This is a genomic window from Microbulbifer agarilyticus (assembly GCF_019800665.1).
GTDB classification, from domain to species: domain Bacteria; phylum Pseudomonadota; class Gammaproteobacteria; order Pseudomonadales; family Cellvibrionaceae; genus Microbulbifer; species Microbulbifer agarilyticus_C.
Window position 1 is genome coordinate 109,354 of the sequence record NZ_JAHVKO010000007.1, and the last position, 18,511, is coordinate 127,864.

An 18,511-nucleotide genomic window follows, 5' to 3' on the forward strand; every position below is an offset into this window, starting at 1 on the left:
CATGTTATCCATAGAGGAGATGGGGCTATGGGCCACCCACAGAATAAAAAACAGACGTTGTACGACAAGCTCTGGGAAGACCATTTGGTCAAGAGCCGCGACGACGGCACCGCACTGATTTATATCGACCGTCACCTGATTCACGAGGTGACTTCACCACAGGCGTTTGAAGGCCTGCGTCTTGCCGGCCGCAAGCCCTGGCGCACCGACTCCGTGGTTGCGACCCCGGATCACAACGTGCCGTCACACGTGGAAGAACGCGCTGGCGGTATCGAAGGCATTGTCGATGAAGTTTCCCGTATTCAGGTAAAGACCCTGAATGAGAACTGCGAAGACTTCGGCATTGTTGAATTCGGCATCAATGATCCCGGTCAGGGCATTGTGCATGTGATTGGTCCCGAGACTGGCGCGACCCTGCCGGGCATGACCGTGGTGTGTGGCGATTCCCACACCTCTACCCACGGCGCACTTGGTGCGCTGGCACACGGTATCGGTACCTCTGAGGTGGAGCACGTAATGGCCACCCAGTGTTTGATCCAGAAAAAAATGAAGAACATGCTGGTGCGTGTGGACGGTGAACTCGGTCCGGGTGTCACCGCCAAAGACGTGGTCCTGGCCATTATCGGCAAGATCGGTACCGCTGGTGGCACCGGCTACGCGATTGAATTCGGCGGCTCCGCAATTCGTTCCCTGTCCATGGAGGGTCGCATGACCGTGTGCAATATGGCGATCGAAGCCGGTGCCCGCGCGGGCATGGTTGCGGTGGACGACATCACCCTAGAGTACGTAAAAGACAAACCATACGCGCCCAAAGGCGAGATGTGGGAGTTGGCGGTGGCCAACTGGAGCCGTTTGCATTCCGATGACGGCGCGCACTTTGATGCGGTTGTCGAGCTGAAGGCCGAAGAGATCGAGCCGCAGGTCAGCTGGGGTACTTCCCCGGAAATGGTGGTGCCGGTCAGTGCCTTGGTGCCGAGCCCAGCAGACGAAAACGATGCGACCAAAAAAGCGGGCATCGAACGCGCGCTGGAATATATGGGGCTGGAAGCCGGCCAGAAAATTACCGATATCGAGTTGGATCGTGTGTTTATTGGTTCCTGCACCAATTCCCGTATTGAAGACCTGCGCGCCGCCGCCGCGGTGGCCAAGGGGCGCAAAAAAGCCGACAACGTAAAGCAGGTACTGGTAGTTCCTGGTTCTCAGGCGGTAAAAGCGCAGGCGGAAAAAGAGGGGCTGGATAAGGTCTTTATCGAAGCCGGCTTCGAGTGGCGCGAGCCTTCCTGCTCCATGTGTCTGGCCATGAATGCGGACAAGCTGGGTGCGGGCGAACACTGTGCTTCCACTTCTAACCGCAACTTCGAAGGCCGCCAGGGCTACGGTGGCCGCACCCATCTGGTCAGCCCGAGCATGGCCGCGGCTGCGGCAATTGCCGGCCATTTTGTCGATGTACGTGAAATGCAGGAGGCCGCGTAATGAGAGCATTTACCAAGCACAAAGGCGTAGCCGCTCCGATGGACCGCGCCAATGTGGATACGGATTTGATTATTCCGAAGCAGTTCCTGAAGTCGATCAAGCGTTCCGGTTTCGGCCCGAACCTGTTCGATGAACTGCGTTACCTGGATGAAGGCCAGCCGGGTCAGGACCACAGCAAGCGCCCGATTAATCCGGATTTTCCGTTGAACCACCCGCGCTATCAGGGTGCTTCGGTGTTGCTGGCGCGCAAGAATTTCGGTTGTGGCTCGAGCCGTGAACACGCGCCCTGGGCACTGGATGGCCATGGTTTCCGCGCGATCATCGCGCCGAGCTTCGCCGACATTTTCTTCAACAACTGCTTCAAGAACGGTCTCTTGCCGATCGTACTGGAAGAGGAAATTGTCGATCAGCTGTTTACAGAGATGTACGCAGAAGAGGGCTATGAGCTGGTCGTGGACCTGGAAGAGCAGGTCGTGATCAAACCCAGTGGGGAAACCCTCGCGTTTGAAGTGGATGCCTTCCGCAAACATTGCCTGTTGAATGGTCTCGATGACATCGGCCTGACGCTCGAAGATGCGGACGATATTCGCGCATACGAAGCCAAACGCCGTGAACAGGCTCCGTGGCTGTTCGACGCCGTGAAGTAAACGGACGAAGTGGAATTTTAGGAAGATAAATGAGCAAGAAAGTCATGATTCTTCCGGGCGATGGTATTGGCCCGGAAATTATCGAGCAGGCAGTTGCGGTACTGAAAACCGCAGACGAAAAATTCTCACTCAACCTCGAGTTCAGCGAGGGTTTGATTGGTGGTGCCTCGATCGATGCCCACGGCGAACCTCTGACCGACGCTGAGCTGGCCAAAGCGGGCGAGTGCGACGCGGTGCTGCTGGGTGCGGTAGGTGGTCCCAAATGGGACACACTGGAGCGCAGCATTCGCCCGGAGCGCGGCCTGCTGAAAATTCGCAGCGGTCTGGGCCTCTACGCGAACTTGCGTCCGGCCATTCTGTACCCGCAATTGGCCGAGGCATCTTCCCTGAAGCCGGAAGTGGTTTCTGGTCTCGATATTCTGATCGTACGCGAACTCACCGGTGGTATTTATTTCGGTGAGCCGCGCGGTATCCAGACTCTGGAAAATGGTGAAAAGCAGGGCTTTAACACCTACGTCTATAAAGAGTCTGAAATCGAGCGCATTGCGCGTACGGCATTTGAAGCGGCGAAAAAACGCGGTGGCAAGCTGTGCTCCGTGGACAAGGCCAACGTACTGGAAGTCACCGTGCTGTGGCGCGAAGTGCTGGATCGCCTCGCGCCAGAATATCCAGAAGTTGAGCTGTCCCACATGTATGTGGACAACGCAGCGATGCAGCTGGTGCGTGCGCCCAAGCAGTTTGATGTGATGGTTACCGGCAATATGTTTGGCGATATTTTATCGGATGCCGCTGCCATGCTGACCGGATCCATTGGCATGCTGCCTTCTGCTTCCATGAACGAAACCGGGTTTGGTCTGTACGAACCCTGTCATGGCAGCGCACCGGATATCGCCGGACAAGGCATTGCCAATCCGCTGGCGACCATCCTGTCTGCGGCCATGATGCTGCGCTACTCCCTGAACATGGGCGAAGCCGCCGATGCCATCGAAGCAGCGGTAAGTAAGGTGCTGGATCAGGGTCTGCGCACAGGGGATATCTACACCGAAGGCACGAAGAAAGTCTCTACCGCAGAAATGGGTGCGGCAGTAGTGGCGGCGCTGTAACGCGTCGCTTGAACGGACATGATTCCGCTGCGCTTATTGCCAGATAAGCCTGGCTCAAGTGCAGCGGGATCAGGAAATACATAGATTCTCAGGGTTTAACAATGAACAAGGTAGGTTTCGTAGGCTGGCGCGGTATGGTCGGCTCGGTTTTGATGGGACGCATGCTGGAAGAAAACGACTTCGCACATATTGCTGAGCCGGTATTTTTCTCCACATCCAATGCCGGTGGTAAAGCACCGGAAATTGGCAAGGAAGTCGCTCCCCTCAAAAACGCCTACGATCTGGATGCACTGGCCGAGCTGGACGCGATTGTCAGCTGTCAGGGTGGTGACTACACCAAGGAAGTGTTTGGAAAATTACGTGAACAGGGTTGGCAGGGTTACTGGATCGATGCCGCCTCCAGCCTGCGTATGGACGATGATGCGATCATCGTGCTGGACCCGGTTAACCGCGATGTGATTGACCAGGGCATTGCGTCCGGCGTGAAGAATTTTATTGGCGGCAACTGCACCGTGAGCCTGATGCTGATGGCGCTGGGCGGTCTGTTCCGCGAGGGGTTGGTGGAGTGGATTACCGCCCAGACCTACCAGGCCGCGAGCGGCGCCGGCGCCAAGAACATGCGTGAACTGATTTCCCAGATGGGCAGTATCCGCGATGGCGTCGCCAGCGAGTTGGCCGATCCGTCCAGTGCAATTCTCGAGATTGATCGCAAGGTTGCGGAAAACATGCGCAGTGCGGAATTCCCCACCAGCGAATTTGGCGCACCGCTCGCCGGTAGTCTGCTGCCGTGGATCGATACCCCGATGGAGTCCGGCCAGAGCCGCGAAGAGTGGAAAGCGCAGGTAGAGGCCAACAAAATCCTCGGCACCAGCGCGGATGTACCGGTGGATGGCACCTGTGTGCGTATTGGCGCTATGCGCTGCCACAGCCAGGCGTTTACCGTGAAGCTGAAGAAAGACCTGCCGCTGGCGGAAATTGAACAGTTGATTGGCACTGCCAACGATTGGGTCAAGGTCGTTCCCAACGAGCGCGAAGTTACTGTGCAGGAGCTGACCCCGACAGCGGTCACTGGCAAGCTGGATATCCCGGTAGGCCGTCTGCGTAAGCTGAGCATGGGTGGTGAATACCTGAATGCATTCACCGTGGGCGACCAGCTGTTGTGGGGCGCTGCCGAGCCACTGCGCCGCGTGCTGCTCATTCTGATGGGCAAACTGTAACGCGTCTCTGGTTGTTTTTTGTTCTAATCGCCGCCCCTATCCCGGGGCGGCTTCCCCCCTGACTCTCCGTGAGTATAATCCCCCGCAATTTCAGGCTGCTGCTTTAGTGGTCGACCTGCCTGAAAAGCAGCCGTTGCTTTTCACAGATTCAAAATTCGTAAAACCGAAATAGGTCCAAATATGACAGAGTCCACCCGGGAGCTGGTGATCGTTGGTGTTGGCAGTGCGCCGTTTGATGCGCTGCTGGAGATCCTGGAGGAGCGCAAAACCGTCACTCCAGACCAGCTAAAACTGGTGATCGACGATGAGTCGGAAGTGGACCCGCAGGTGTTTGCCAACCGCAGCGTACCGGTAACACCGCTGAAAGACTTCGCATTTTCTGCGCAGCAGGTGGTGTTGCTGCTGACCGGCGGTGACACGGCAACCGCAGCGCTGGCAAAAGCCGAGCAGGCGGGCGCCTGGGTGGTGGATGCGGCGGGCCTTACCCGCGGTGATGAAAGCGTCGCGCTTATTCACCCGTTGCTCAATAGTGCAGAACTTAACCAGCGCGATGAACACGATCGCAAGGTGATTGCGGTGCCGGGCGCTGGTGCAGCGATGCTGGCAGAAGCGCTGTTTCCGCTGAAGTCCCAGCTGCAATCAGTTGAGGTGGTTCTGAATCAGCCCGTGTCCGCCCTCGGCAAGGCGAGTGTGGATGCCGCAGCTGCCCAGACCGCGCGCTTATTCAATGGGCAGGAGCCGGAGGCGGATGAGGCCAGCGGTCAGCGCCTTGCTTTCAACATGCTGAGTTCCGCCGAAGCGCAATTGGAAAGTGGCCACGGTTTCAGTGAGTTGGCACTGGTGCTGGAATTGCGCCGTTTGCTGGGTGATGAAGTAGCGCTGGATGCGTCGATTAATACCGCGTCGGTGTTTCATGGCCAACTGGCGAACATCAGCGTGCAGCTGAAAGAGCAGCAGGAACTGGCAACGGTGCGTGGCTTGCTTGCCAACGGCGCGCGCCTGGAGATGCGAGAGCGTCCGTCGGCACAGGATGCGGTAGGCAGTGAGAGCACCTTATTGGGGCGCTTGCGCACCGGTTTGATCAATCCGCGACAGGTTGTATTTTGTGCGGCATCCGACAATTTGCGTAAAGACGTCGCAATTAACTGTGTACAAATTGTCCACTTGTTGCTAAAAACCCATTGATATTTAATACTTAGCGGCCTTTCTGAAGGTTTCTTCTTAACTTTGTGCCATTCAGGAATCCACAACACTTGGGGGTGTTGTGGGGAAGGTTAAGTGGGAATCCGGAAGGGTTAAGTCTTTTTCGGGGGGCGCATCGTCGCCAAAGCGTGGAGTCTGGTGTCTGATCATCGACTCTTGTTGAATAAATTTTGTGCAAAAATTAGCACAAGCTGGGCCTGACCAAGTCCGTGAGCATGCTTATTGTGAAGTCGTGTTTGTGGATAAAAAATAATCAGGTGCCGGTGTGATTCTAAAAATAAAGGGAATCGGATATGCGTGTGCAAAAGCTGGCACTTGCGGTGGGTCTGGTCAGCGCACTGGGTGGCAATGGGGCTCTGGCACTTGGTCTCGGTGAGATCAAGGTAAACTCCACTCTGAATCAGCCGCTCGATGCAGAAATTAAGCTGCTGCAAACCCGCGGCCTGGGTGAGAATGAAATCAAGGTCCGCCTGGCGAGCCTGGAAGATTTTGAGCGCGCAGGAGTCGAGCGGGGGTATTCCCTTGATGGCATCCGCTTTGACGTCGACTATTCCAGCGGCCAGCCGATGGTGCGCATCACCAGCCGCTCTCCGATTCGCGAACCTTTCCTGAATTTCCTGGTAGAAACCCGCTGGCCAAGTGGCCGCCTGCTGCGGGAGTACACCTTGCTGATGGATCTGCCGGCGTTCTCCACCAACACCGCATCCCAGCCAGTGCGTGCTGCAGAGCGCGAGCGCCAGCAGGTGCAGCGCAATACCACCCCGGTTCAACGCCCCATCCAGCCCACAGTTGAGCGCGCACCAGAGCCTGTAGCGGCTCCGGCGGAGCAGGCCGCTCCGGTATCGACGGTTGAAGAAACCGTGGAAGAGCAGGTGCAGCAGCCGATCTTTGAAGAGCCGGCAGAAGAATTTATTGACCCGCAGACCTCTACCGAGAGTGGCAGCCGCGTCTACGGTCCAGTGGAAGCCAACAAGACCCTGTGGGAAATCGCTCGCGATAGCCGTGAGTCTCGCGACCTGTCTGTTCAACAGACCATGCTGGCGATCCAGCGCCTGAACCCTGAAGCGTTTATCAACAACAACATCAACCTGCTGAAGAAAGGTGCAGTCCTGCGTCTGCCCACCGCAGACGAAGTGCGCGGTTTGACGCGCTCCGAAGCGGTTTCTCAGGTTGCTACCCAGAACGATGCCTGGCGTGAACGAGTGGCCGATACCGACGTTACCGGCGCCCCGCTGGACGCACGTGCCACCGTTGAAGAAACCTACGAGAGCGATGCCCTGGAAGGTCGTGTGTCTCTGGGCGCGCCGGGTGACAACGAGTCCGTCTTGTCCGGTTCTGGCAGCGGTAGCAGCGAGAGCGATGCGCTGGAAGGCGAGCTCGCGGTTACCGAAGAAGAGTTGGACAAGTCCCGTCTCGAGGGCGCCGAACTGGAAGAGCGTATCGGTGAGCTGAGCGAGCAGATCGATACCATGGAGCGCCTGGTTGAAGTCTCCAACGATGAGTTGCAGGCGGTGCAGGCTGCGGCCACTGAGACCAATGACGCGCTGGAAGCAGAAGCGGAAACCTTTGAGTCCGCTGAAATCGACGGTGAGGCACTGGATCTCGCCGGCGAAGAAAACTCAGCGTTTGCTGATAGCGAAGTTGAAGGTACTGAGGTAGAAGGTACCGAGGTAGAAGCTGGCGAGTTTGACACTACCAGCGAGGAAGCGGCGGAAGTCGAAGCTGCTCCAGAAGTTGCACCTGCCGCAGAGGCGGACGCTAACCGCAATCGCGTAGTGGTGCAGACCCGTTCTGAACCGAGCCTGGTCGACACCCTGATGGAGAACATCCAGTGGATCGGCATTGGCGCTGGCGCCTTGCTGGCCGCACTGTTTGGCTTCTTCACTTGGCGTCGTCGCAAGGAAGAGGAAGAGGCCATCCGCCAGGTTGAGCTGGAGATGGCTGCCGAGCGCGCGCTGGCGGAAGCACCCAGCGAATCCTTCGAAGATGACTCTCTGGTGGCGGTTGAAGAGCTGGAAGCAAACAGCAATCTCGACCTGGACCAACTGGGTGAAGTCGAAACCGACGACCCGGTGGCGGAAGCGGAAATTCACCTGTCTCTCGGGCAGTATCAGGAAGCAGAAGCGAAGCTTCTGACAGGCCTCAAGGGTGCGCCCGAGAATGTTGATGCACGCCTGATGTTGCTGGAGGTGTACGCGCACCAGCAAGACGGCAACCAGTTTGACGATCATTACCGTCAGCTGCTGGGCTACAGCGATGGCCCGGTAGCGGATCGTGCGGCGCGCCTGCGCGAAACCATTGCCGGTATTGGTCCTTTTGAAGCGCCGGAAACGAATTTCTCCAGCGAGTCCCTGGAGGCTGCGCAGCTGGATGATCTGGGTTCTGACCTCGACAACTTTGAGGCGAGCTTTGATGATCTGGACGAGTTCTCCAACAGTGACTCGGCAGCGAGCACCGCAGCCCCGGCTGCGGAGAGTGACGACATTGGCGCCCTCGACGACCTGTCCCTGGATCTGGGTGGCGCAGATGCTGAACCCATCACTGCAGATGACGACTTTTCGCTCGACCTGGACCTGGGTGATGAATTTACCGCAACAGATGCTGAGCAGCCTGCTGCGGAACTGGGTGGCCTGGAGCTGGACGCTGGGCCAGAAGCGCAGTCCTCGGAGCAGGAATTCGATCTCGACCTCGGTTCCCTGGATTTGGGTGGCGACGATCTGGAATCCGGATCTGGCGCTGACCTGACGCTTGAAGCGAGCGAGCCTGCCGCCGCCGAAGATTTCGCTCTGGATGAGCTGATGAATGACGGTGAGCTGGATCTGGATAGTCTGGATCTGGATTCCTCTATGGAAACCAGTGAACCTGCCGCAGAAGAAGCGGCCGCGGTTCCTGCCGCCGAATCCGATGATGCTGGCCTGGACTTTGACTTGGATCTGACCCCGATGGAGGGTGGTGACCAGTCGTCAAATGAATCTGCCACTGATGACCTGGGTGTCAGCCTTGAAGATGATCTGGGAAGTCTGGATCTGGACAGCATCGATCTGGGCGATATTGATCTGGGGGATGCGGGCCTGGCCGAAACGCCGGCCGTTGAATCTCCGGCGGCAGCTCAGGATCTCGATCTGGCGGTTATGGATGCGCCCGCGAGCGCCCAGCCGGCTGCGGATACTACAGAGGATCTGGCAGACCTGAGTTTTGACCTGGAGGGTGACCTGGATTCCGAGCTGAACCTGCTCGAAGGCAGCGACGAAGTGAGCACCAAGCTCGAGTTGGCCCAGGCTTATCTGGATATGGGTGACAAAGAAGGTGCCCGCGAAATCCTTGGCGAAGTGGTTGATGAGAGTGCGGGTGAGCACCAGCAGCGCGCCAAAGAAATGCTGGAGCGCATGGGTTAATCGCGCGCTCTGCACCAACGAATTCAAGCTGTCTACAGCAACAACACTTTGACCCCGCTTTTGCGGGGTCTTCTTTTTTCTGGGGCCGTGTAAAATTCGCCCTATGAAGAACAAGATTTACCAATACAAGCCGAACGGTGAGGTGCCCCCGGGGGAATCTTTGCCGGAAGGGTTGCGTCGTATTGCCCTGGGTGTGGAGTACTGTGGTACCCGCCTGCGGGGCTTTCAAAAGCAAAAGCACGATCCGCTCACGGTGCAGGAAACCCTGGAAAAGGCCCTGTCCAAGGTCGCAGCAGAGCCCGTGACACTGGTGTGTGCCGGGCGTACCGATGCCGGTGTGCACGCATCCAGCCAGGTGGTGCATTTTGATACCACCGCGCAGCGCCCGCTTAAGGCCTGGGTGCAGGGCGTGAACACGCAGATGCCGTTCGATGTGCGAGTGCACTGGGCCCAGGAAGTGCCCGCGCAGTTCCACGCCCGCTTTTCTGCCCGCAGTCGCAGCTATCGTTACCTGATCCACAGTGCGCCTACGCGCTCGGCGCAGGCTGCCAGCGAAGTGACCTGGACCGAGCGCACCCTCGATCTGGAGGCCATGCGCGAGGGTGCTCGCTACCTGATTGGCGAGCACGACTTCAGTAGCTTCCGCGCTGCGCAGTGTCAGGCGCGTTCGCCAGTGCGGCGGCTTACCCGCCTGGATATTGGCCGGGTAGGGCAGCTGATTGTGCTGGAAGTGAGTGCCACCGCGTTTCTGCATCACATGGTGCGCAACATCGCCGGGGTCCTGATGGCGGTGGGGCGCGGCGACCGTTCACCGGAGTGGGTGCAGCAAGTACTGGAAGCGCGCGATCGTACCGCCGCCAGCGTTACCGCACCGCCGCATGGTCTCTATCTGGTGGACGTTCAGTATCCGCCGGAGTTCACCCTGCCGGAAGTGGCGCCGGGGCCGTTGTTAGTACCCCTGCCATTTGGCAGTATCGGTACCGAGTAGCCGCATTTGCGGGGGCGCTGGGTGAGAGCGCATTTCGCCACGCCCGGTGATCTGCTAGTATCGCCTGCTCTCCGAATTCTTCTACTGCCAGCGCCCGGGATGTATGGCGATCGTCGTATGATGATTTCTGATTTGGGCGCAGTGGCGTCCGACAGAGCGCCAGTCTGGCAGGTATAGCGATGTAAGGATTATGCGCGTAAAGATCTGCGGTATTACCAGTGTCGAAGACGCTCGGCTGGCTGTCGATGCCGGCGCCGATGCGCTCGGTCTGGTGTTTTATCCGCCCAGCCCCCGCCACGTATCCCTGGAGCAGGCAGCGGAAATTGCCCGTGCAGTGACGCCCTTTGTTGTGTTGACCGGGCTGTTTGTGGATGCCCATCCACAGGAGGTCGGGCGGGTGCTCGCGAAAGTCCCGCTGAACCTGCTGCAATTCCATGGCAATGAAACCGCTGCCTATTGTCGGCAGTTTCATCGTCCGTATATCAAAGCCCTGCGTATGAAACCAGAGCTGAACCCCAGTGAGGCCATGTCGGCCTACCCGGACGCCCGCGGTTACCTGCTGGATGCCTACCGCAAAGGCGTTCCCGGTGGCACCGGTGACACCTTTGACTGGCAGCGCGTGCCCCAGGGGCGCGAGCGCAATGAGCGCCAGGTGATTCTCGCCGGAGGTTTGAACCCGGAAAACGTGGCGCAGGCGGTTTCCGCCGCGGCCCCCGACGCGGTCGACGTGAGCGGTGGTGTGGAAGCCGCACCGGGCCGTAAAGATCCAGACAAGGTGCGCGAATTTGTTCGCGCAGCCCGCGCTGCCGCTGCGAGCGGCGCGTCCAGTAATGCATTGATTCAAGGAGTTTGAGCCGTGAGTAAACCCAGTTCACCCATCGATTTTGGGGCCTACCCGGATGCCCGCGGGCACTTCGGTGAGTTCGGTGGGCGTTTCGTCTCCGAGACCCTGATCAGCGCTCTCGATGAATTGCGGGAAATGTATGAGCGACTGAAAAACGATCCGGAATTCCAGGCCGCGTTTGATTACGACCTGGCCCATTACGTTGGCCGTCCTTCGCCCCTGTATCTGGCGGAGCGTCTTACCGAAGCCGCCGGCGGTGCCCGTATCTGGCTGAAGCGCGAAGATCTCAACCATACCGGCGCGCACAAGGTGAACAACACCGTTGGTCAGGCGCTGCTGGCCAAGCACAGCGGCAAGAGCCGGGTGATTGCAGAAACCGGTGCCGGTCAGCACGGTGTGGCAACCGCCACGGTTGCGGCGCGTCTGGGGCTCAAGTGTGCGGTGTACATGGGCGCGGAAGACGTTAAGCGTCAGTCGCCGAATGTGTACCGCATGAAGTTGCTTGGGGCAGAAGTTATTCCCGTGGAGTCCGGCTCCAAAACCCTGAAAGACGCCATGAACGAGGCGATGCGCGACTGGGTCACCAATGTGGACGATACCTTCTACATCATTGGTACCGTGGCTGGGCCACACCCTTACCCGCAGTTGGTGCGCGATTTTAATTCCATTATCGGTCGCGAAGCGCGTCGTCAGAGTCTGGAACAATTTGGACAGCTGCCGGATGCGCTGGTGGCTTGTGTGGGCGGTGGTTCTAATGCCATTGGCCTGTTCCATCCGTTCCTGGCTGACGAATCCGTAAAAATGTACGGCGTAGAGGCCGGTGGTGACGGCGTCGAAACCGGTCGTCATGCCGCGCCGCTGAATGATGGTGTGCCCGGTGTACTGCACGGTAACCGCACTTACCTGATGGAAGATGACGATGGTCAGATCATCGAGACCCACTCGGTATCTGCCGGCCTGGATTACCCGGGGGTAGGTCCCGAGCACGCCTGGCTGCGCGATATTGGCCGTGTCGAGTATGTGGCTGCGAATGACGATGAAGCCCTGGCGGCGTTCCGTCAGCTGACGCGCACCGAGGGTATTTTGCCGGCGCTGGAATCCAGCCATGCGGTAGCTTATGCACTGAAACTGGCTGCCACCATGCGCCCGGATCAGAACATTGTTGTGAACCTTTCCGGCCGCGGTGATAAGGATATTTTCACCGTTGCCGCTATCGACGGCATTGAAGTTTAAGGAACCCGGTCGTGACTACATTAAATAATCGAATCGATCGTCGCTTTTCCAAACTGCGCAGCGAAGGCCGCAAGGCGCTGGTTACCTATATCGTCGCCGGCGATGGCGGCCTGGAAAATACCGTTGATCTGATGCATCAGCTGGTTGCCAGTGGCTCCGACCTGATTGAGCTGGGGGTTCCGTTTTCAGATCCGATGGCCGAGGGGCCGGTGATCCAGAAGGGGCACGAGCGCGCGCTCGAGCACAAGGCCTCACTGCGTAAGTGTCTGGCACTGATTGAAGAGTTCCGCACCAAGGATGCCGAGACCCCGGTGATCTTGATGGGCTACGCCAACCCCATTGAAAAAATGGGTGCGGAAGTGTTTGCGGATGCGCTCCAGGCCGCTGGCGGTGACGGCGCGCTGACCGTGGACCTGCCGGCGGAAGAGGCGGTGCCGCTGAACGAATTGTTGAGAGCCCGCGATCTGCGCAATATCTTTTTGCTGACGCCTACGACCAGCGACGAGCGGATTGCCGAGATTACCGAGCTGGCCAGTGGCTTTGTCTACTATGTATCGCTCAAGGGTGTGACCGGTGCCGGTCACCTGGACCTCGATTCCGTGCATGAGAACCTGACCCGTATCCGCCGCTTCACCGATTTGCCCCTGTGTGTGGGCTTCGGTATCAAGGATGGCGCCTCCGCAAAAGCGGTGAGTGCCGACGGAGACGGCGCGGTGGTCGGCAGTGTGCTGGTGTCCGCAGTGGGCGAATCTGCCGACGCTGCCGCCGCCAAAGACCGTGTGGGCGCCATTGTGGGCGAAATGCGCTCCGCGCTGGATAGTTGAATTAGGTAGTCGAGTTAGATAGTTGAGTTAACAGGCGACCGCCCCTTGCTCCGCAAGGGGTTCTGCAGTGAGGTGATTGCGGCGCCAGCAGAGGTTGGCCAGAAAGCCCGAATAGGCGGCTTATCTGGCCAAGAGCAATCTTTCTGAAAGTGGTTTAATTCGCGGTTTTAGAATTGCCGGTCATATAGTCTGACCTCTACTTCGCAAGGGGTCGAAGCCCGGCGACTCAATCCTGCAAGCATTGGATTTGGAAACAGAATGAGCTGGTTAGAAAAAATTGTTCCCTCCGTCATTCGCGCTGAACGTCGTCCCGGTGCCAGCAAGGTACCCGAAGGCGTTTGGAAAAAGTGCGTAAAGTGCGATTCCACCCTGTATCTCCCGGAGCTGGAGCGCAATCTGGATGTGTGTCCGAAGTGCGATCACCATTTCCGTATCGGCGCTCGCCGTCGTCTGGACATGTTCCTGGATACTGAACACCGGGAAGAGCTGGCGACAGATGTCGAGCCGGTGGATCGTCTGAAGTTCAAGGACGTCAAAAAATACAAAGACCGCCTGACCCAGGCGCAGAAGGCGACCGGCGAGAAAGATGCGCTGGTAGCCATGCAAGGGTTGCTGGAAGGCAAGCCAGTGGTTGCGGTCGCGTTTGAGTTTGCCTTTCACGGCGGTTCCATGGGCTATGTCGTGGGTGAGAAATTCACCCGCGCAGCCCAGCGCGCGCTGGAAGAAAACATTCCCCTGGTGTGCTTTTCCGCGACCGGCGGTGCCCGCATGCAGGAGGCACTGATCTCGCTGATGCAGATGGCGAAGACTTCTGCGGTACTCGAGAAAATGCGTATGGCCGGTGTGCCGTACATCTCGATCATGACCGACCCGGTTTACGGTGGCGTTTCTGCCTCTCTGGCACTGTTGGGTGATATCAATGCCGCGGAGCCGGGCGCTCGCGCCGGTTTTGCTGGGCCGAATATCATCGAGCAGACTATTCGTCAGAAGCTGCCGAAAGGCTTCCAGCGTGCTGAATTCCTGCTGGAGCATGGTGCCATCGATATGATTATTCCGCGTAAAGATATGCGCAATACCGTTGGCCGTTTGTTAAGTAAGCTGACCAACAATTAAAGCCTTTTGCGGTCCCGCTCTCGTTCTTGGGCGGGGCCGTCGCTCCCTTTCTACACTTTTCTTCTCGACCCGGTTTTCCCCCGTCGTCCTTTTACTATTTTCAATCGCCCCCCAATTCGGCTCGTTATTGCCTGTTCTCTCTGGGCTTTCCTGAATAGAATTCTCGTTCTGACGAACGTTTGGTGCATTCATGAGTGACCTTCAATCCTGGCTTGCTCGCCTGGAAAAGCTACACCCCACAGAAATCGAACTTGGTCTTGAGCGGGTTTCCGCCGTGGCGCGTACACTCGATGTACAGACGCCGGCACGGCGTGTGATCACCGTCGGTGGTACCAATGGCAAGGGCAGTTGTGTGCGCACCATGGAAGCGCTGTTGCGCGCAGGGGATCACTCGGTGGGCGCCTACAGTTCACCACATCTGTTGCGTTTCAACGAACGCATTCGGGTGAATGGTGAAGAGGTCAGCGATGCGCAGCTCATTGAGGCCTTTGAGGCGGTAGACGCGGCGCGCGGCGATATCAGCCTGACCTATTTTGAATTCACCACATTGGCTGGCCTTTGGTTGTTCAAGCGCGCGGATGTGGAGTTCGCACTGCTGGAAGTAGGTCTCGGCGGCCGACTGGACGCGGTGAACCTGGTGGACCCCGATATATCCATCATCACCAGTGTGGCGGTGGATCACGAAGCCTGGCTCGGCAATGACCGCGAGGTGATTGGTCGTGAGAAGGCGGGGATCTTGCGCGCGGGCAAGACGTTTGTGTGTGCGGATCCGCAGCCACCGGCGTCGGTGGTGGATGCATCCCGGGAGTTGGGATGCGACGGCTATTTTATCGACCATCAGTTTTCTCTGATCGAAGGTGAGTACCTGCTAAAAGCGGAACCGGAACTGCGCATTGGGTTGCCAGAACTGCGCTTGCCTCCCTCCAGTGTGGCTGCAGCAATAACCGCTCTGGTGCTGGCCGGCGAGTTGCCGGGCGTAGAGCAGGTGTGCGATGTCCTCGCCGCACTGCAAATGCCCGGGCGCTGTCAGGCGGTCCGCTATAAGGAGCGCGACTTGTTACTGGATGTGGGGCATAACCCTGCGGCGGCGGAATACCTGGCGCGGTGGTTGGCTGGTCACCCGGTTGCCGGCCGCACCGTTGCACTGGTGGCGGTGATGGCGGATAAGGATCTGGATGGGCTTGTTGCTCCGCTAAGGGGGTTGGTGGACCACTGGTATCCGGCGGTTTTGCCGGATAATCCCCGGGCCGCGGATGCCGAGCAGGTCCGCGCCGGGCTTGCCGCTGCGGGTGTTAAAGCGGGGCAAGTGGAAGAAGTGGGTAAACCTGTGGCGGAGCAGCTTGAGCTGGCCGCTGCTGCCCTGGGCTGCGAAGACAGGTTGCTTGTATTCGGTTCTTTCTTTACCGTTGCAGAGGTTTTGTCAGCAATTCAGCCGCTCAAGTGAGCAAAGTAGCCTAGAGCAGCGACAAGAGAGCAACGAAATGGCCGGCCGGAACAGCGAATCCGATTCTTTTAATCAATGCCCAGAAGGTGCACCACGTCGTCTGAACGACGGGGTAAAGCAGCGTATTGTCGGTGCACTGGTACTGGCGGCGTTGGCGGTCATCTTTCTGCCCAGTCTGTTTGACCGGGAAGGGGCGCGTTACATTGATGTCACCAGCCAGATTCCGGCACCTCCGGATATTACCCCTATCACCATTGCTGAGCCGCAGCCGGTAGAAAACGTCGAGCCAGCGCCGCCGGTAAACGAAGTCTTCCAGCCGGAGTATGTCGAGCAATCGGGGCCCGCCCCGGAGTCGGTGTCCTCCTCCAATGACGACGCAGCGAGTTCAAAACCCGACAAGCCCGCCGCCGCGGTGGCGAAAGTCGAGCCGGCCAAGCCAGAACCCAAGTCTGAGCCCGCCCCCGAACTGCAGATGCCAGCAGAAGAAACCCAGCTGGATGACAACGGGTTGCCCGAAGGCTGGGTGGTGCAGGTTGGTGCCTATAAGGAAGTGGCGAGCGCTGACCGGATGCGCAACCAGCTGATGGATGCCGGTTTCAGAGCCTACACCCGTGCGGTCGATACCCCCAAGGGGCGCCTGGTGCGGGTGTTTGTGGGACCCAAGCTAAGTCGGGTGGATGCGCAGTCAGACAAGCAGAAGCTGGATAAATTGCTGAAAACCCAGACTCTCATCCTGCGCTATCGCGCCTGATACCGGGGCCTGTGGCGGGACCTTAAGATCTCCGTTTGTGAAGTGGTTCAGTGAATGGCTTCCTTGGCCCGGGTCGGTAAGTTAGAATGCGCGCTCTTCGCGGCAGCCGCCGCGTAGCAGGTAGGGTTGAATGAACTGGGCTGACTGGACCATTCTGGCAATCATTGCCATCTCGACGCTTATCGGCTTGAGCCGAGGCTTTGTGCGCGAAGTCCTGTCGCTACTTACATGGGTGGCGGCCTTTGTCGTGGCCATGATGTTTCGTGACCAGCTGGCCCCGTTGCTTTCCAACCTCGTCGATACGCCTTCACTGCAGGTCATCGCGGCCTTTTCCATACTCTTTATTGTCACCTTGTTAGCAGGCGCGGGCCTGAATATGTTTTTGTCTGCGTTTGTGGAAGCCACCGGGCTTTCGGGGACAGACCGGGTGCTGGGGATGGTATTTGGCTTGTTCCGCGGTTGCATCGTGGTGATGGCGCTGTTGATCTTTGCTCCGGCACTGGCACCGGTGGATCAGGACAGCTGGTGGCAGCAGTCGGCGTTAATACCGAATTTTCTTGAATTTGAAGATCGCGCACGCGAAGCGGCCGGCGCGATAAAGGACTTCTTCGCAGCGCAATTTGACTGATCGATGGGCTGCAGGAGGCGGCGCTGGATCACCGAGACCATTTCAAAATGACTGGGGTTATCTGAAGTATGTGTGGCATCGTTGGAATCGTCGGTAAGAGTGACGTCAATCTGCAGTTGTATGACGCCCTTACCCTGTTGCAGCACCGGGGCCAAGACGCCGCCGGCATCGTCACCTGTGACGGTGACCGTCTGAACCAGCAAAAGGCGAACGGCCTGGTGCGCGATGTGTTCCGCGCGCGCCACATGCAGCGCCTTACCGGTAACTTCGGTATCGGCCATGTTCGCTATCCCACCGCGGGTAGCTCCGGTCCTGCGCTGGCTCAGCCGTTCTACGTGAACTCCCCTTACGGTATTGCCATGGCGCACAATGGCAACCTCACCAATGTAAAAGAGGTGAAGGAGCAGATCTTTCAGCAGGACCTGCGCCATATTAATACCGATTCAGACTCTGAAGTGCTGCTCAACGTGTTCGCCCACGAACTGCACAAGCAGCACAAGCTGCAGCCAAAAGCGGAAGATATCTTTACCGCAATGCGCGCCGTGCATAAGCGTGTGAGCGGTGGCTACGCCTGTGTGGCGATGATTGTGGGCTATGGCATTGTTGCCTTCCGCGATCCAAACGGTATTCGCCCGCTGGTATACGGCAAGCGCGAGACCGAGCAGGGTACCGAATATATGGTGGCCTCCGAGTCGGTTGCGCTGGACGTACTCGGCTACTCCCTGGTGCGCGATGTGGCGCCGGGCGAATGTATCTACATCGAGCTGGACGGCACCGTGCACTCCGAGCAGTGTGCGGAAAACCCGCAGCTGCGTCCGTGCATTTTCGAACACGTTTATTTTGCCCGCCCGGACTCCATCATGGATGGTGTTTCCGTGCACAAGGCGCGTCTGCGTCAGGGCGAGCACCTGGCAGAAAAAATCCTGCGCGAGCGCCCGGACCACGACATCGATGTGGTTATTCCGATTCCGGACTCCTCCCGTTCCGCAGGCCAGATGGTTGCCCACCGTCTGGGCGTGAAGTTCCGTGAAGGTATGGTGAAGAACCGCTATATCGGCCGAACCTTTATCATGCCGGGACAGAAGCAACGCAAGAAGTCTGTGCGCCAGAAACTGAACCCGATTGCGCTGGAGTTCCGTGGCAAGAATGTATTGCTGGTAGACGACTCGATCGTGCGTGGTACTACCTGTAAGCAGATTATCCAGATGGCCCGCGAGGCCGGAGCGGCAAAAGTGTACTTTGCATCCGCAGCGCCGGCGGTTAAGTACCCGAACGTGTACGGTATTGATATGCCGTCTGCCACCGAACTGGTTGCGCACAACCGCACCACCGAAGAAGTGTGTGAAGAGATCGGGGCAGACTGGCTGATTTATCAGGACCTGGATGAGCTGATCGTTTCCTCTGCCGATGGCAACAGCGAAATCAAAGAGTTTGATTGCGCGGTGTTTGATGGCAAGTACATCACCGGTGATGTAACCGAGGAGTACCTGGACAGCCTGCACGCAGCGCGCAACGATACCGCCAAAGGTAACGAAAGCGCGTTATAAGCTGCCCAAGCTATTTTTCGCACAGAGAAGGCCCACCAATTGGTGGGCCTTTTTGTTTTTACACAACGCGCAGGCAGTGCTCCACGCAGGCTCGTTTCTTG

At 58.2% G+C, this 18,511-nt stretch carries 15 protein-coding genes; all 15 read left to right on the plus strand.

Going from position 1 to position 18,511, the window contains the following annotated elements; all coding sequences use genetic code 11:
• The first annotated feature begins 27 nt into the window (after positions 1 to 27).
• On the plus strand, positions 28 to 1,473 hold the full coding sequence (leuC, locus tag KUV22_RS16010; protein WP_222232771.1) for a 3-isopropylmalate dehydratase large subunit: 1,446 nt from the start codon (positions 28 to 30) through the stop codon (positions 1,471 to 1,473).
• Positions 1,473 to 2,120 (plus strand): 3-isopropylmalate dehydratase small subunit, encoded by a 648-nt coding sequence (leuD, locus tag KUV22_RS16015; RefSeq protein WP_222232773.1) that lies wholly within the window; start codon positions 1,473 to 1,475, stop codon positions 2,118 to 2,120. The genes leuC and leuD overlap by 1 nt, the downstream gene beginning before the upstream one ends.
• A 29-nt stretch (positions 2,121 to 2,149) precedes the next feature.
• Positions 2,150 to 3,223 (plus strand): 3-isopropylmalate dehydrogenase, encoded by a 1,074-nt coding sequence (gene leuB, locus KUV22_RS16020; RefSeq protein ID WP_222232775.1) that lies wholly within the window; start codon positions 2,150 to 2,152, stop codon positions 3,221 to 3,223.
• Between the two features lie 101 nt (positions 3,224 to 3,324).
• On the plus strand, positions 3,325 to 4,440 hold the full coding sequence (asd, locus tag KUV22_RS16025; RefSeq protein ID WP_222232777.1) for an aspartate-semialdehyde dehydrogenase: 1,116 nt from the start codon (positions 3,325 to 3,327) through the stop codon (positions 4,438 to 4,440).
• Between the two features lie 180 nt (positions 4,441 to 4,620).
• Complete coding sequence (locus tag KUV22_RS16030; RefSeq protein ID WP_222232779.1) at positions 4,621 to 5,625, plus strand: aspartate-semialdehyde dehydrogenase; 1,005 nt, start codon at positions 4,621 to 4,623, stop codon at positions 5,623 to 5,625.
• Between the two features lie 311 nt (positions 5,626 to 5,936).
• Entirely contained in the window at positions 5,937 to 9,038 is a 3,102-nt protein-coding gene (locus KUV22_RS16035) for a FimV/HubP family polar landmark protein (RefSeq protein ID WP_222232781.1), read from the plus strand.
• 103 nt (positions 9,039 to 9,141) lie between these two features.
• Positions 9,142 to 10,026, plus strand: coding sequence for a tRNA pseudouridine(38-40) synthase TruA (truA, locus tag KUV22_RS16040; protein WP_222232783.1), 885 nt, complete (start codon positions 9,142 to 9,144; stop codon positions 10,024 to 10,026).
• 190 nt (positions 10,027 to 10,216) lie between these two features.
• Positions 10,217 to 10,879, plus strand: a complete 663-nt coding sequence (locus tag KUV22_RS16045; RefSeq protein WP_222232785.1) for a phosphoribosylanthranilate isomerase — start codon at positions 10,217 to 10,219, stop codon at positions 10,877 to 10,879.
• A 3-nt stretch (positions 10,880 to 10,882) separates the two neighbouring features.
• Positions 10,883 to 12,103, plus strand: coding sequence for a tryptophan synthase subunit beta (trpB, locus tag KUV22_RS16050; RefSeq protein WP_222232786.1), 1,221 nt, complete (start codon positions 10,883 to 10,885; stop codon positions 12,101 to 12,103).
• Positions 12,104 to 12,114: 11 nt separating this feature from the next.
• A complete protein-coding gene (trpA, locus tag KUV22_RS16055; protein WP_222232787.1) occupies positions 12,115 to 12,927 on the plus strand; it encodes a tryptophan synthase subunit alpha in 813 nt (270 codons plus the stop codon).
• Between the two features lie 258 nt (positions 12,928 to 13,185).
• Positions 13,186 to 14,040 (plus strand): acetyl-CoA carboxylase, carboxyltransferase subunit beta, encoded by an 855-nt coding sequence (gene accD, locus KUV22_RS16060; RefSeq protein ID WP_222232788.1) that lies wholly within the window; start codon positions 13,186 to 13,188, stop codon positions 14,038 to 14,040.
• 190 nt (positions 14,041 to 14,230) lie between these two features.
• Positions 14,231 to 15,484: a bifunctional tetrahydrofolate synthase/dihydrofolate synthase gene (folC, locus tag KUV22_RS16065; protein WP_222232789.1), complete on the plus strand. Its 1,254-nt coding sequence runs from the start codon at positions 14,231 to 14,233 to the stop codon at positions 15,482 to 15,484.
• A gap of 37 nt (positions 15,485 to 15,521) precedes the next feature.
• Positions 15,522 to 16,235, plus strand: a complete 714-nt coding sequence (locus KUV22_RS16070) for an SPOR domain-containing protein (protein WP_222232791.1) — start codon at positions 15,522 to 15,524, stop codon at positions 16,233 to 16,235.
• Between the two features lie 130 nt (positions 16,236 to 16,365).
• Positions 16,366 to 16,863, plus strand: coding sequence for a CvpA family protein (locus KUV22_RS16075; protein WP_077405036.1), 498 nt, complete (start codon positions 16,366 to 16,368; stop codon positions 16,861 to 16,863).
• Positions 16,864 to 16,931: 68 nt separating this feature from the next.
• Complete coding sequence (purF, locus tag KUV22_RS16080; protein ID WP_222232793.1) at positions 16,932 to 18,410, plus strand: amidophosphoribosyltransferase; 1,479 nt, start codon at positions 16,932 to 16,934, stop codon at positions 18,408 to 18,410.
• Positions 18,411 to 18,511 lie beyond the last annotated feature (101 nt).